This window comes from Streptomyces sp. NPDC033270 (assembly GCF_055576575.1).
The window spans coordinates 75,443-88,685 of the sequence record NZ_JBVIRA010000015.1; the positions used below are offsets into that span (position 1 = coordinate 75,443).

The 13,243-nt window shown below is 74.5% G+C and carries 13 protein-coding genes; 7 read left to right on the top strand and 6 right to left on the bottom strand.

Annotation, left to right across the window (positions count from 1 at the left end; translation table 11 throughout):
• Positions 1-122 precede the first annotated feature (122 nt).
• The gene (locus ACZ5XZ_RS21460) at positions 123-677 is read left to right on the top strand and encodes a PadR family transcriptional regulator (RefSeq protein WP_468980306.1); all 555 of its coding nucleotides are present in this window, start codon (positions 123-125) and stop codon (positions 675-677) included.
• Positions 678-736: 59 nt separating this feature from the next.
• Here ACZ5XZ_RS21460 and ACZ5XZ_RS21465 read toward each other — a convergent pair whose 3' ends face one another.
• The 3 genes from ACZ5XZ_RS21465 to ACZ5XZ_RS21475 all read right to left on the bottom strand — a co-directional run bounded on the left by ACZ5XZ_RS21465 (position 737) and on the right by ACZ5XZ_RS21475 (position 3,739).
• Positions 737-1,009 (bottom strand): hypothetical protein, encoded by a 273-nt coding sequence (locus tag ACZ5XZ_RS21465; protein WP_384436558.1) that lies wholly within the window; start codon positions 1,007-1,009, stop codon positions 737-739.
• 137 nt (positions 1,010-1,146) lie between these two features.
• On the bottom strand, positions 1,147-2,736 hold the full coding sequence (locus ACZ5XZ_RS21470; RefSeq protein WP_468980308.1) for an AMP-binding protein: 1,590 nt from the start codon (positions 2,734-2,736) through the stop codon (positions 1,147-1,149).
• 94 nt (positions 2,737-2,830) lie between these two features.
• Complete coding sequence (locus ACZ5XZ_RS21475) at positions 2,831-3,739, bottom strand: Gfo/Idh/MocA family protein (RefSeq protein WP_468980311.1); 909 nt, start codon at positions 3,737-3,739, stop codon at positions 2,831-2,833.
• Positions 3,740-3,953: 214 nt separating this feature from the next.
• Here ACZ5XZ_RS21475 and ACZ5XZ_RS21480 point away from each other — a divergent pair, with 214 nt between their 5' ends.
• From ACZ5XZ_RS21480 to ACZ5XZ_RS21505, 6 genes are all read left to right on the top strand, one after another.
• Positions 3,954-5,411 carry a hypothetical protein gene (locus tag ACZ5XZ_RS21480; protein WP_468980314.1) on the top strand — a complete coding sequence of 486 codons (1,458 nt, stop codon included), beginning with the start codon at positions 3,954-3,956 and terminating at the stop codon, positions 5,409-5,411.
• Positions 5,408-6,550 carry an ARPP-2 domain-containing protein gene (locus ACZ5XZ_RS21485; protein WP_468980317.1) on the top strand — a complete coding sequence of 381 codons (1,143 nt, stop codon included), beginning with the start codon at positions 5,408-5,410 and terminating at the stop codon, positions 6,548-6,550. The genes ACZ5XZ_RS21480 and ACZ5XZ_RS21485 overlap by 4 nt, the downstream gene beginning before the upstream one ends.
• 206 nt (positions 6,551-6,756) lie before the next feature.
• Entirely contained in the window at positions 6,757-7,776 is a 1,020-nt protein-coding gene (gene glnII / locus ACZ5XZ_RS21490; RefSeq protein WP_468980319.1) for a glutamine synthetase, read from the top strand.
• 149 nt (positions 7,777-7,925) lie between these two features.
• Positions 7,926-8,870 (top strand): DUF6891 domain-containing protein, encoded by a 945-nt coding sequence (locus ACZ5XZ_RS21495; RefSeq protein WP_468980321.1) that lies wholly within the window; start codon positions 7,926-7,928, stop codon positions 8,868-8,870.
• Between the two features lies 1 nt (position 8,871).
• The gene (locus tag ACZ5XZ_RS21500) at positions 8,872-9,471 is read left to right on the top strand and encodes a rhomboid-like protein (RefSeq protein ID WP_468980323.1); all 600 of its coding nucleotides are present in this window, start codon (positions 8,872-8,874) and stop codon (positions 9,469-9,471) included.
• Positions 9,472-9,868: 397 nt separating this feature from the next.
• The gene (locus ACZ5XZ_RS21505; protein WP_468980326.1) at positions 9,869-10,468 is read left to right on the top strand and encodes a winged helix-turn-helix domain-containing protein; all 600 of its coding nucleotides are present in this window, start codon (positions 9,869-9,871) and stop codon (positions 10,466-10,468) included.
• A gap of 6 nt (positions 10,469-10,474) precedes the next feature.
• Here the strand turns inward: ACZ5XZ_RS21505 and ACZ5XZ_RS21510 are convergent, their stop codons facing one another.
• From ACZ5XZ_RS21510 to ACZ5XZ_RS21520, 3 genes are read right to left on the bottom strand one after another with little or no spacing between them, the layout of a single operon-like run.
• The gene (locus tag ACZ5XZ_RS21510) at positions 10,475-11,113 is read right to left on the bottom strand and encodes a DedA family protein (RefSeq protein WP_468980328.1); all 639 of its coding nucleotides are present in this window, start codon (positions 11,111-11,113) and stop codon (positions 10,475-10,477) included.
• The gene (locus ACZ5XZ_RS21515) at positions 11,106-11,993 is read right to left on the bottom strand and encodes a lysophospholipid acyltransferase family protein (protein WP_468980330.1); all 888 of its coding nucleotides are present in this window, start codon (positions 11,991-11,993) and stop codon (positions 11,106-11,108) included. The genes ACZ5XZ_RS21510 and ACZ5XZ_RS21515 overlap by 8 nt, the downstream gene beginning before the upstream one ends.
• The gene (locus ACZ5XZ_RS21520) at positions 11,990-12,778 is read right to left on the bottom strand and encodes a GNAT family N-acetyltransferase (protein WP_468980331.1); all 789 of its coding nucleotides are present in this window, start codon (positions 12,776-12,778) and stop codon (positions 11,990-11,992) included. The genes ACZ5XZ_RS21515 and ACZ5XZ_RS21520 overlap by 4 nt, the downstream gene beginning before the upstream one ends.
• Positions 12,779-13,243: the final 465 nt, after the last annotated feature.

The following is a 13,243-nucleotide window of genomic DNA, read 5'->3' on the forward strand; positions in this document are numbered from 1 at the left end:
AGGGGGAGGGGGGGGGGGGGGGGGGTGGGGTCGGGGGGGTCTGTATCGGTGTGGGGGGGGGGGGGGCACCCCCCCCCCCCCCCCCAGGGCCGGACCGATCGGCCAGACCCTAGGATTCCCCCATGTCCCTCCCGCACGCGATCCTCACCGCCCTGCTTGAGAAGCCGTCGTCGGGGCTGGAGCTGACCCGCCGGTTCGACCGGTCGATCGGCTACTTCTGGCCGGCCACGCATCAGCAGATCTACCGGGAGCTGGGCAAGCTGGAGCAGGCCGGGTTCATCCGGGCGCTGCCGTCGAAGCAGCCGTCCCGAGGGCAGAAGAAGGAGTTCGAGGTGCTGCCCGCGGGGCGCGCGGAGCTGACCACGTGGGCGTCCGGCGAGCAGGACTCCAAGCCCGTCCGCAACGCGCTGCTGGTGCGGCTGCGGGCGGCCGCGGTGGTGGGGGACGCCGGCCTCGATGCCGAGCTGCACCGCCATCTCGCCTTGCACCGGCGGCAGTTGGCGGAGTACGAGGAGATCGAGGGGCGCGACTTCGGCGCCGCGACGGAGCCGGAGGACCGGCTGCGTCGGCTGGTGCTGCGGGCCGGGATCGGGCTGGAGACGTTCTGGGTGCAGTGGCTGGAAGAGGCGCTGGCGGAGGTGGCGGACATGACGCCGGGCGAGCGGCCCGGGGAGTGAACCCCGAACCGCCCGCCGGACCCCGTCAGCGGATGTCGTGCCTCAACGGGTGCCGTGGCTCAGCAGTTGTCGTAGATCAGGGCGCGGACCAGGCGGCAGGTCGTGTCGGAGGGGCTGTGCACCCCGATCTCCGCGGCGGTGCTGCGGATCTTGCGGTTGTGGGCCTGCTCGGGGCGGTAGACGCCGGTGTCGAGCAGGGCTATGGCCAGACGCATGGCCTTCAGGCGGCGGTTGTGGGATTCGTACCGCTCGCGCGGCCATCCGGCGGGCAGCGGCTTCTTGGGCAGCGGGTGGGCCGGGAGAGGCTTCGTCATGAGTGTGGCAGCGGCCATCGGCGACCTCCTGGAGCGTGGAAAAAACCCTCACTGACTGGTTCCCATTCTACTGGCCCCCACTGACAAAAGCCCCTGGCCAGGGGCGATTTGGGGCCTCTGGCCAGGGGCTCTGCGGGCCGCCGGGGCGGGCCGGTTCAGGGCGCGGTGACGACGGCCCGCAGCAGGGCCTTGTCGGGCTTGCCCACGGGGGTGAGCGGGATCTCGTCCACCACCCGGACGACGACGGGGGCGTAGAGCGCTCCCTTGCGCTCGGTGACGAAGGCGCGCAGGGCGGCGGCGTCCACGCGGTGGCCCGGGGCGGGGACGACCGCGGCGTGCACCTCCTCCGCCTCGTCGGCCGTGCGCACCCCGTAGACGGCGCAGTGGGCGACCGCCGGGTGGGTGTGCAGCAGGTCCTCGACCTCCGCCGGGTGGACATGGCCCCCGACGACGATGATCACGTCCTTGACCCGGTCGACGAGGTAGAGCCGGCCCTCGTCGTCCAGGCAGCCCACGTCGCCGGTCCGCAGCCAGCCGTCGTCGGTCAGCGCCCGGGCGGTCAGCTCGGGCTGCTTCCAGTAGCCGGACATCACGCCGGCGGAGCGTACGTGGACCTCGCCCTGCTCCCCCGCCGGCAGGTCCCGCCCGTCGGCGTCACGGATCGCCAGCTCGACACCGGGCAGTGCCCGGCCGACGGTGATCCGGCCGCCGGGGCCGGTCGGGGTGTGGTCCGCGGGCAGGGCCGCGGTGATCGACATCGCCTCGGACATGCCGTACATCCCGTACAGCACCGGGCCGAAGGCCTTGGCGGCCTCCACCAGCCGGGACGGGGAGGCCATACAGCCGCCGTAGATGATGCCGGTCAGCGAGCCGAGGTCGGTCGTGGGGAGGGCGGGGTCGTCCAGGAGGCGGTACAGCAGCGGGGGCAGCAGCCACAGGTGGCTGATGCGGTCGTGGGCGACGGCGGCGAGGACGGCGGCCGGGTCGAAGGCGCGGTGCAGTACGACGCTGCCGCCGGAGGCGAGCGTCACATCGCTGAGCACGCCCGCCAGGTGGGCCAGCGAGGTGCAGACGAGGAACCGGGAGCGCTCGCCGGTGGCCGCCGCCTGCTGGGCGATCATCCCGGCGTACGGGGCGTGCGCCATCCGGACTCCCTTGGGGATGCCGGTCGTTCCCCCGGTGTGCCGGATGCACCAGTCGTCCTCCGGGCGGGCGGCGCTCGGGACGGCGGGAGTGGCCGGCAGGGCGGCGCAGGCGGCCGTCAGGTCGGGGCCGAGGGGGGACGGCGCCGGACCGAAGGTCATGACCGCGGGGAGCGGGCCCTCGGTGTGCGCGAGGAGGTCGCGTGCGGTGTCGTGCAGCGCCGGGTCGACCAGGAGCAGGGCGGTCTCGGCGCTCGCCACGACACGGGCCAGGGTCTCGGCGGCCATGCCGTCGTAGAGGAGGACCACGCGGGCGCCGAGGAGGTTGACGGCGTAGCGGGCGGCGAGCGCCTCGGCGCGGTTGCCGCTGAGGATGGAGACGGTGCGGCCGCGGCCGATGCCGTGGTCGGCCAGCACGGCCGCCATCCGGTGGACGGTGGCGTGTAAGGCGCCGGCGGTGACCTCGGGGCGCGCGTCGCCGCCCGGTGTGCCGGTGGCGCCGGGCTCCCTGTCCGGGCCGGTCAGCACGGTCCGGGAGGGGTCCTGGGCGAGGGTGGCCAGGATGCTGTCGACGTAGCTGGTGAACGCGGTGGCGGGCGGCATGGCGGGGTGCTCCTCGGTGCGGCGGCGGTGCGTCGGACACCCACGACGCTAAGCGCGATCACTCATCCGCTCCACGACCAATTCCGCCATGTGGTCATGACCCGAGAGGCATGAGCGGTGCCAGTGTCCCCTCCGCCGCGGCCAGGATCTCGGTGACCCGCAGCCCGAAGTGGACGTCGCAGGCGTTCGGCAGGCCGGTGCCGGCGGCGGCGAGCAGGGCGTCGACGGCCCGGTGGTAGGCCGCGTCGGGGCCGTGCCGGCGGCGCGGCAGGGTGGCGACGCCGGCGGTGCCGCGGAGGGTGACCTCGACGCCGGCCGCGGCGGCCGGGGCGGTCAGGCCGACCGTCGCCGAGCTGGCCGCGCCGCTGCTGTGACGCATCGCCAGCAGCACCGTGTCGGCCGGGCCGCGGGCGGCGGTGACCGTCTCCACGTCGCCGAGGACCGCGAGGAGTACGGAGAGCGCATGCGGGCCGATGTCCCACAGGCCGCCCTTCTCGCGGCGCCACGGCGAGCGGGCGTACGGGCTGGTGGTGTCCTCGACGAAGACCGGGGCGAGCCAGTCGGCGTGCGCGGTGAACCAGCCGCCGGCGGCCGCCTGGGCGGCGATCCACTCACCCTCCTCCGCGCCGAAGCGCGCGGTGAAGAAGACCACCGAGGCGACTCCGGCGCGGTCGGCGGCGTCGGCGGCGGCCCGGGCCTCGGGCACGGAGGTGGCGACCGGCTTGTCCAGCAGCAGGTGGCAGCCGGCCTCGGCGGCGCGCACCGCCAACGGGGCCTGGACGGACGGCGGCAGGGCGATCGACACCGCGTCGCAGGCGGCGAACAGCTCGCCGGGGGTCTCGTAGGGGTGGGAGCCGTGGGCCTGGGCCAGCGCGGCCGCGGCCTCCGCTCTGCGCCCCCAGACACCGGTGAGCTCGACGCCGGGGTGCGCGGCGAGGACGGGGGCGTGGACGCTGCGCGCCCAGGGGCCGGTGCCGAGGAGTCCGATGCGCAGGGTCGTCATGGGGCCAGTGTCCCGCGGGGTGCGGCGCGGCGCGCGCAGCCGGCGCCCGTGGCCCCGGCGGGTAATCCGTATGCCCGTACGCCCGGGCGGTGTTACGTTGCACCAGCCGGCCGCGGGACTCCGGTGCGACTTCCGGACCTGCTCTGCAAAGCAACGATTCGCTGCTCGTGCCCCCATTCCCCGGCCGGCATCCGACTGACGGGGGGGGGACGGGGTGGCGAGCGGCCCGGATCTGGTGGCGGCCGAGGACGTGCTGCTGTTCGTCAACGCCGCGATCACCTCCACCGGGCAGCGCGAATTCCACTCCGCCGCCGGTGCGCAGCAGCTGTCGCTGGACTTCCTGCACGCGTACGTACGCGTCAACTACCGCCCCCTGTACGCCGCTTCGCTCGCGCTGGACATCAACGACCACAACGCGGCGCTGATCGTGCGGGAGCTGCTGCGGACCGCGGGCGAGGCGAGCGTCGAGGAGCGGCGCACGGAGGGGCGGCTGATCGCGGCCCGGCTGGCGCGGCTGCCCGCACCGCGCGTGTACCGCCTGTTCCGCGCGCTGCGCACCGCCAAGGTCAACAACCGCCGCACCCGCGCGATCCTGCGCGACTGGCTCGCGGCGCGCCCGGATGCGGCCCTGGACGCCGTGAAGTACCGGAGCGGCCTCAAGGGCGCGGCGCGCCACGCCCATCTGCCGCTGGACGGCCTGGCGGGCACCGGCGGCGAGCTGGGCGACTTCCTCTTCGCGCCGGACCGCCGCAAGCACTTCGCCACCCCGCTGCTGGACGCCTGGCGCCGGGCGCACTACGAGCAGGGCGCGGTGTACGAGCTGCCGTTCACCGTCGCCGAGGGCTTCGCGGCGGCGCACGGCATCGGCCGCCGCGCCTTCCTGGAGCGCATCGCACCGCGCATGACGCGGCTGGAGCGGCTGCGCACGCAGGAGTCGGCCCGTGCGCGCGGTGCCCGGGCGGACCTCGATCTCGGCGGGCTGCCGCTGACCCGGCTGGCCTCGTACGTCCTCGGGCTGCCGCTGGACGACCGGGCCGCGCGGCGCGCCGAGCTGACCGGTGCGCTGCGGGCGGCGGCCCGGCGTACGGCCGGTGCGCAGGCCGGGACCTGGGGCCGGGTGGCGGCCGTATTGGACGACAGCTTCTCCACCACCGGCTCGCGGCAGAAGCGGCACCGTCCGCTGGCAACGGCGCTGGCCTGCCACTTCCTTCTGGAGGCGCTGGCGCGGACGTATCTGCCGCGGTGGACTTCCGGGCGGCGGGACGCGCTGCTGGCCTTCCCCTACGGGCCGACGCCCCTGGGGATGCGGCTGCTGGACGCACTGGAGGACGCGCCGGAGCGGCTGGTGATCGTCTCCGACGGGTGGGACAACGCGCCGCCCGGCCTGGCCGGTGAGGTGCTCCGGGTGTGGCGCACCCGGCTCGATCCGGAGCACCGCACCTCCGTGGTGCACCTCAACCCGGTCTACGACGCCGAGGACTTCGCCGTACGGCGGCTGTCCGCCTCGGTGCCGACGGCCGGGGTGCGCGACGCGGAGGATCTGCCGGCGCTGGTACAGCTGGCGCGGTTCGCCGAGGGCCGTACGGGGCCGGCCGAGCTGCGGGCCCATATGGACGAGCGGGTGCGGCGGTTCCTGGGCGAGGAGCCGGGACGGAAGGAGGCCCCGGCATGAGCGGCCTGGATCTGAGCGGGCTGCGCGCCCGGCCGGCCCAGGTGTGGGGCGCGGTCCGGCTCGTGCCGTTGGTGCGCGCCGAGCCGATCGTCGATCTCCGGCTGCACCGCGAGCTGTACGGAGGCGGCCCGGTGGCCGTGTCGGCCGACCGGAACACGTCCTACACCTCGTACATCCCGCACGGCTTCGTGGCGGACTGGACCTCCGACGGATCGCCCGCCGCCGCGTACGGCTCGCAGCTGAGCGACGGGCGCGGCCCGGTGGCCTGCGCGCCGCTGCACTTTCCGCGCAAACTCGTCCAGAAGCGGGGCAGGGCGCACGGCAAGGGGCCCTCGGCCGGCGGGCCTTCGGGCGGGCTGCGCTTCCTGCCGCTCCATCTGGCGCTCGACGGCTATCTGGCGCTGCACTTCGGCGGCCCGTCGATCGTGTGGGAGGAGTGGACCCGGCGGGCGGTGCGCGAGGGGCTCTCGCCGCGTGCGGAGCGGGCCTACCGGGGCGAGCGGGTGCCCGGACTCGATGACGCGCTGCGGGTCTTCGAGATCCATCCGGGGCAGTGCGGTGTGCTGGTGTACGTCGCCGACGCGCTGGCCGCCGCCTTCGTGGTGCCGCACCCGGACGACTACCGGGCGCTGCACCCATCACTGCTGCAGGACCTCTACGGCGAGCTGATGTACCAGTACGCCCTCTACGGCGGACCGGTGCCGGAGTTCACCGCCCGGATCGCGGCGGAGTACATCACCTCGCTCGGGGAGCTGCGGTCCGCCGCCGAGCGCCGCGCCCGGGAGTGGGAGGCGCAGCATGCCGGCCTGATGGCGGGCGAACTGCTCGACGAGTCCTACGACGTCCGGCGGGTGTACCGGATGGGGCGCTTTCGCCTGTCGCGCTTCCTGCCGCCGTTCGCGCTGCACCGCCCCCAGCACATCGGCGAGCTGATCACGGACGGGAAGGGGCGGGTCGCCTACCTCAAGACGTTCCGGCTCTCCGACAAGCAGGTCCGGCGCGGCCATGTGCTGCACCGGCTCGCCGCCCACGAGTGGCATGTGGGGCGTACGGCACAGGCGCTGGGCATCAGCGGCCAGGAACTGGTGCGGCGCGTCGACCATCTGGGGTTCCAGGGCCTGCTGAAGCACTTCGGTTGAGCTTTGCACCACATCGCAGGCGACAAAGCGGTGCATAAAGGCATCCGCAAACCAGACCAAAGCCGGACGTAAAGCCGTGGAATCGCGGGATGTCCGGTTGAGTAACCTGCGGTTCACATATGGGCAACGGACGGGAAACGGCCTGTTGCGAGTGTGCGGCAGTACGCCCGCACGCGTACCCGCACCTACCCGTATAAGAGGACCCCGTGACCATCAAGGCCGAGTACATCTGGATCGACGGCACCCAGCCGACCGCCAAGCTCCGTTCCAAGACCAAGATCCTGGCGGATGGTGCCGAGCTGCCGCGTTGGGGCTTCGACGGGTCCAGCACCAACCAGGCCGAGGGCCACTCCTCGGACCTCGTCCTGGAGCCGGTGTTCAGCTGCCCGGACCCGATCCGCGGCGGCGACCACCTGCTGGTGCTGTGCGAGGTGCTCCACACGGACCTGACCCCGCACCCCTCCAACACCCGTGCGCTGCTGCGCCCGGTGGCGGAGAAGTTCGCCGGCCAGGAGCCGATCTTCGGCATCGAGCAGGAGTACACCTTCCTCAAGGGCGACCGTCCGCTCGGCTTCCCCGAGGGCGGCTTCCCGGCGCCCCAGGGCGGCTACTACTGCGGCGTGGGCGCGGGCGAGATCTTCGGCCGGGAGATCGTCGAGAAGCACCTCGACCTGTGCCTGGCGGCCGGCCTCGGCCTGTCCGGCATCAACGCCGAGGTCATGCCCGGCCAGTGGGAGTTCCAGGTCGGCGCCCTGGCGCCGCTGGAGGTCTCGGACCACATGTGGGTGGCGCGCTGGCTGCTGCACCGCGTGGCGGAGGAGTACGGCGTCACCGCGTCGCTGGAGGCCAAGCCGGCCAAGGGCGACTGGAACGGCGCGGGTGCGCACACCAACTTCTCCACCCGCGCGATGCGCGAGGGCTACGACGCGATCATCACCGCCTGTGAGGCGCTGGGCGAGGGCGACAAGCCGCTGGAGCACGTGCGCCAGTACGGCACCGGCATCGAGGACCGGCTGACCGGCGCGCACGAGACCGCCCCGTGGGACCAGTACAGCTACGGCGCCTCCGACCGCGGCGCCTCGGTGCGCATCCCGTGGCAGGTCGAGGTGGAGAAGAAGGGCTACATCGAGGACCGTCGGCCGAACGCCAACGTCGACCCGTACGTGGTCACCCGGCTGATCGTGGACACCTGCTGCACGGAACTGGCGCGACGCGAGCAGATCTGAGCGAGCAGGCCGCGCGGGCAGAGTCGAGGCAGGCGGAACGCACGCGCGGGAAGGGGCCGGGCCGAGGGGCCCGGCCCTTTCGCGTGCCCGGCGCCGCTTCCCGCGCCGGGCCACGGCCGGTTGTCAGTGGCGGCTGGCAGGCTGGGGACATGCTTGCGATCAGCGTCGAGACCGAGACCGGGGCGGACCGTTCACGCCCCACGGCAGCCGAGCTGGCAGGGCTGCTGCGGCGGATCGGCGGCGACGGCGACCACTTCGTGGTCGCCGAGCGGCTGCCGGCCGAGGACCAGGTGTATGTGCAGACCTGGCGGGACGGCGACGGGCCCTTCCAGGTGGAACACCGCGACGGCGCGCCCGAGCGGCACTTCACCGCACGGACCGGCGACGCCCAGCGGGTCGCCGAGGTCTTCGTGGACTGGGCGCGCGGCGGGGAGTCGTGGCGTACGGCGTTGGACTGGCAGCCCGCGGACCTGTACTCCACGCCCGGACTGGCCCCAAAGACCCGAGCGGCCGCCGAGGAGCAGGCCCGCAAGGGCATCCGGTCCGGCTTCCGGCCCTTCCACGAGGTCGCGCAGAGCGTCTGCGACGCCTTCGACCCCGAGGACACCCCGGTCTCGCTGGACGAGGCACGGCGCATCGTCGCGGGCCTGTGGGAGGAGCGGCTGACCGAGCAGGCCGACTGGCCCGAGGTCACCGACGCGGACCGGGTCGCGCAGGCCTTCGCCGCACTGGGGGCCCAGGGGCTGACGGCCCGGATGGACTTCACCTGCTGCAGCGGCTGCGGGCTCGGCGAGATCGCCGCCGAACGCGCCGAGGGCGACCGGGGCTTCGTCTTCTTCCACCACCAGGACACCGAGGCGGCCGCGGCGGGCCATGGGCTGGCGGTCCGCTACGGCGCCTACGCGGACTCCGGGGAGGCATCGGGCCGGGCCCCGGCGGGCACGGCCGCGGCGGACGAACGCGCCGCGATCGGGCGGACGGTGGCCGCGGCGCTCGGCGCGGCGGGGCTGCCGGTGCGCTGGGAGGGCGATCCGGACCGGGTCATCGAGGTCGCCCCGCTGGACTGGCGCAAGCGGCTGCCGGTGGGGGCCTGAGATGACCCTCCGCATGCCCTGGCTCGCGCCGCTCTACGTCGGCGCCGTGCAGCTCGGCGCACACGCCACCGCGCGGCTGCCCGAAGGGCGGCGCACCCGGTTGCTGCGCCGCCACTCCACCAATGTGGCCAATCTGCGGGCCGGCCGCTGGGAGACGCTGGTCACCAGCGCGGGCCTCGTCGAGGAGCCGCTGCCGGTCCCGTACGCCGCCGCGCTGCTCGCCGCCCTGGGGACGGCCGAGACCCGCTGGGGCCCGGGGGGCGCGGCGGCCGTGTTCGCGGCCGGGCACACGGGCGCCAGCCTGCTGGTCTACGCGGGGCTGCGCGGCCGGGTGCGCACGACCCCGCCGGACGCGACCGCGCAGGCCGTCGACGTCGGGGCCAGCTACGGCTTCAACGCCACGCTGGGCGCCCTGGCCGCGAGCGTCCCGCACCGCGGCGCCCGGGCCGCGGCGACCGCCGGGCTGCTGGCGCTGGGCATCCGCCCCGTACTCCGGCGCGGCCGGACGTTCACCGACGCCGGGCATCTGGCGGCGATAGCGCTCGGCGTGGTGGCGGGGTGCGGCATACGGGCGGGAGCGGGACGGGACGCCACCGCCTGAGCCGGACCAGCACTTTTTGGCCATCGGCCCCCGTGGCCCCCTGCTCCCCAACTCCATGGCGAGGAAGTCGAGTCGGATCCGCGTCGCCCCCGGTCCCGCCGCCCGCGCGGGCCGGGCGCGGCGGAATCACGTCACACCGGCACCCGGACGAGGGACAGATCACCGACCGTCTGGTTCAATAAGGCCATGGCCAGCCTTACAGACAGCGCGACGGGTCGCAGCGACCTCGAGCCCTTCTGGCCGTCCCGGCAGGCGCACGCCTTCGACCTTCTGTGTTGCCGCGCACACTGAGCGCGGGCCCGCACACGCCTCATCGACGCCGCTTCACCGGCGTCCCCAGCCCTGCCCGCGCGCACGACGTCCCCGACGCCCCTCTGCGCGAAAGAGCTGACTCCCGATGACGAACGTCCGTACCCTGACCGCCAACTCCGCGACGGCTCCCGATTCCCCCCGCACCACCACCCCGCACCGCCACCGACTGCGCGCGGTGACACCCGACGAGGCCCTCCCCTCGCCCGCCGTCGCCCCGCACCACGGTGTCCAGTCGGTCGCCGAACTGCTGGACTCCGGCGCGACCTGGATCCCGGCGCCCCAGCACAGCGTGCCCGCGCTGCCCGGCCGGCCCCCGATGGTCGGGTACCTGGTCCTGGTACCCGCCGAGCAGGCCGCCGCGCAGCCGGCCGTCGAACCCCCGGCCGCGCCGACCGGCGACGAGATCGTGCGGATCGACCCCGAGCAGCGCACCGCGTACGTCCAGGGCCGGCCGCTGGATCTGACGTACCTCGAATTCGAGCTGCTGGCGCATCTGGTCGCCCATCCGCACCGGGTGCACACCCGCGACCAGCTGGTGACCACGGTGTGGGGGTACGGCCACGTCGGCGACGGCCGCACCGTCGATGTCCATGTCGCCCGGCTGCGCCGCAAGTTGGGCGCCCGGCACCGGGCGTCGATCGTGACGGTGCGCCGGGTCGGCTACAAGTACGTGCCGAGCGTCTGAGGCCCTCTAGGGCGTGTCCGCCCGCTCCTTCGGGAGCGGGAGGGCACCCGAGCCGCGCCGGTGCAGACACCCCACACCGCCCGCCACCAGCAGTCCGATTCCAGAGGCCAGCAGCATCGCCCTGGCCGGGGAGTCGGTGACCGCCGCGCCGCCCAGGCCGCCGAGGGCCGCGCTGCACAGCGCCCAGACGCCCGCGCCCACCGCGTCCAGCAGCACGAAGCGGCGCAGCGGGAAGTGGACGCTGCCGGTGGACAGCGCGGAGACCACGCGGCCACCGGGCACGAAGCGGCCGGCGACGACGAGCAGGGCCGCGTGCCGCTCGACCATCGCGCGGGCCCTGGCGTGCCGGGCGCGGCCGCGTGCGCCGCGGAGCAGCCGGGCGGTGGCACGGGGGCCGGCGTAGCGCCCCACCGCGTAGCCCAGGCAGTCGCCCGCCAGCGCCCCGGCCCCCGCGACGCCCGCCAGCAGGGCGAGCAGCGGCAGATCGGGGCCGATGAGCACGGCGACCAGAAGGACCGTGGTCTCGCTCGGCATGAACGGCAGCAGTGCGTCGAGAGCGGACACCAGCAGCACGACCAGCCACAGCCAGGGCGAGCCCAGCAGGCCCTGGAGCGGCTCGGTGAGCTGGTCGAGCTGGTCAAACATGGGCCGGGGCGTCCCTGACGTCCGCGGCCGCCACCGGCGTGTGCGCCGCCGCCGCGCCCCGTACCGGCGCGACCGCCGGCGACCGGCCGCCCAGCACCGCCCGGGCCGCGCGCGCCGCCAACTCCCGCCGGTCCAGGCCCGCACCCGGGCCCGCCGTCGTCAGCACCGGATGCGCGGTGACGCGGATCGTCAACGCGCGGGCGGCGAGCACCCGGCGCAGCGAGCCCAGAAAGGTGTCCTCGCCGCAGAACGCGGCGACCGTGCTGGGCAGTTCCCGCTGGGTGTACTCGATGGTCACCGGCCGGACCGGCGCGCCCGCGTCGAGCGCGGCCTGGAAGGTGGCCCTGCGGAAGGTGCCCTGATCGGCGGTGCACCAGGTGGTGGCCTGCGGGAAGACCGCCACCGACCGTCCGGAGGCGAGCAGCTCGGTCAGGTCCCTTATGGCACCGGGCAGCCCGCGGGGGCTCGTACGGTCGATGAAGTGCGTACCGGCTCTGCGGGCCAGTCCGCCGACCACCGGCCAGCCGCCGACCTCGCGCTTGGCGAGCAGGGTGACCGGTTCGACGGCGAGCAGGGCGGGGATGTCGAGCCAGGAGATGTGGTTGACGACGAGGAGGGTGCCGGGGCCGCCCCCGGAGGTGAGGGTGCCGGGGCCCTCCCCCGGGCTGTCGAGGCGGATGCCCAGCGCGTCGAGCAGCGCGCCGGCGTGGGCCCGCAGCCGCACCGGATCGGCCATCCGCTCGCCGTCCGTGAGCGCCCGGCGCACCCGGTGCGCGAACACCGCCGAGCGCCGGGCGACGCCGGTCGCCGGTATCCGCGGCAGAGTGTGCGCCGCACAGCCCGGTGTGCAGTCGGACCAGACGTCCCAGGGACCGTTCACCGCTCCCCCAGGAAGTAGCGCCGGTAGCGGTCGCCGAGCCGTTCCATGTCCAGGACGACGAAGAAGTCGGCGACGTCGAACTCCGGGTCGTGGGCGGGCGCGCCGCAGATGAAGGCACCGATGCGGAGGTAGCCGCGCAGCAGCGGGGGCAGCTGGGCCAGGCTGGGGCGGTCGGGTACCGGGACGGTGGAGTGCCAGGGGTGGTGCGGGGTGACCTGCAGCTCGGGCGGCGCGGCGTGGCGGGTGCGGCCCAGCTCCCAGGCGTGGGCGGCGGCGGTGCCGCCGTCGGCGAGCGGGACGGAGGCGCAGCCGGCCAGGTAGCGGTGGCCGGAGAGCAGGGTGTAGCGGGCCAGCGCGGCCCACATCTGGGTCATCACCGCACCGCTGCGGTGCTCGGGGTGGACGCAGGAACGGCCGGCCTCGATGAGGGAGGGGCGCAGCTCCTCCAGGGCCCCGAGGTCGAACTCGCCGTCGGAGTACAGCCGCGGGCTGCGGCCGGGCGGCAGCAGGCGGTAGGTGCCGACGACCTCGCCGGTGGCGGTGCGGGTGACGATGAGGTGGTCGGCGAGCTCGTCGACGGCGTCGATGTCGTGGCCGGCCAGCGGGGAGTGCAGGGTCGCGCCCATCTCGCCGGCGAAGACCTGGTGGCGCAGCCGCTGCGCGGCGCGGATCTGTTCGGTGGTGTCGGCGATCTGCGCGGTGTAGTCGGGGACGGATGCGGCGGGTACTGCCGCGGGTCCGGGAGCGGTACCGGAGGTGCTGGACGCGGTCGTTGCCATGCTCATGGGAGCCCTCCATGGGGAGTGGGGAGGCTGCGATAGACCGGCGGGCCACGGTCATGACCTGGCCCTTCTCTACGCGCCAGACTGTTCCCCGGCCCGACAGCCGGGCACGTGAAGCGCAGGGAGCTAGGGGGTGAGCCTCCGCGTAACACTGCGTTTTGCCTGCTTCCCACGTTGTCGGCTGGCCCGCCGTGGGGGTTGTTCGCCGTTGCGCCTGGCGGCGGGCCCCTCCGCTGCGCTTTGCTGCGGCCGACTTGTCTGGCTTTCTCGCCGTTGCGCCTGCGGCGGGCGTGGTGTTGTCGGGTGCGGTGACAGCCCTACGGACTCCGTCCTACGGTCTGTCCCCTCCCGTGGGTGGGTGGGAAGACAGGTCGGTGGGGGCACACCTGATCCGTCGACTACCGGGACACGAACGCCGACGTTCAGGCCCACCGGTCTTCTCTCCCCCCACTCACGGGAGGGGGCGGA

Bases quoted from the DNA above. Each gene is read 5' to 3' on its own strand.
- ACZ5XZ_RS21460 (WP_468980306.1), top strand. From the start codon at position 123: ATGTCCCTCCCGCACGCGATCCTCACCGCCCTGCTTGAGAAGCCGTCG.
- ACZ5XZ_RS21465 (WP_384436558.1), bottom strand. From the start codon at position 1,009: ATGGCCGCTGCCACACTCATGACGAAGCCTCTCCCGGCCCACCCGCTG.
- ACZ5XZ_RS21470 (WP_468980308.1), bottom strand. From the start codon at position 2,736: ATGCCGCCCGCCACCGCGTTCACCAGCTACGTCGACAGCATCCTGGCC.
- ACZ5XZ_RS21475 (WP_468980311.1), bottom strand. From the start codon at position 3,739: ATGACGACCCTGCGCATCGGACTCCTCGGCACCGGCCCCTGGGCGCGC.
- ACZ5XZ_RS21485 (WP_468980317.1), top strand. From the start codon at position 5,408: ATGAGCGGCCTGGATCTGAGCGGGCTGCGCGCCCGGCCGGCCCAGGTG.
- ACZ5XZ_RS21495 (WP_468980321.1), top strand. From the start codon at position 7,926: ATGCTTGCGATCAGCGTCGAGACCGAGACCGGGGCGGACCGTTCACGC.
- ACZ5XZ_RS21500 (WP_468980323.1), top strand. From the start codon at position 8,872: ATGACCCTCCGCATGCCCTGGCTCGCGCCGCTCTACGTCGGCGCCGTG.
- ACZ5XZ_RS21505 (WP_468980326.1), top strand. From the start codon at position 9,869: ATGACGAACGTCCGTACCCTGACCGCCAACTCCGCGACGGCTCCCGAT.
- ACZ5XZ_RS21510 (WP_468980328.1), bottom strand. From the start codon at position 11,113: ATGTTTGACCAGCTCGACCAGCTCACCGAGCCGCTCCAGGGCCTGCTG.
- ACZ5XZ_RS21520 (WP_468980331.1), bottom strand. From the start codon at position 12,778: ATGAGCATGGCAACGACCGCGTCCAGCACCTCCGGTACCGCTCCCGGA.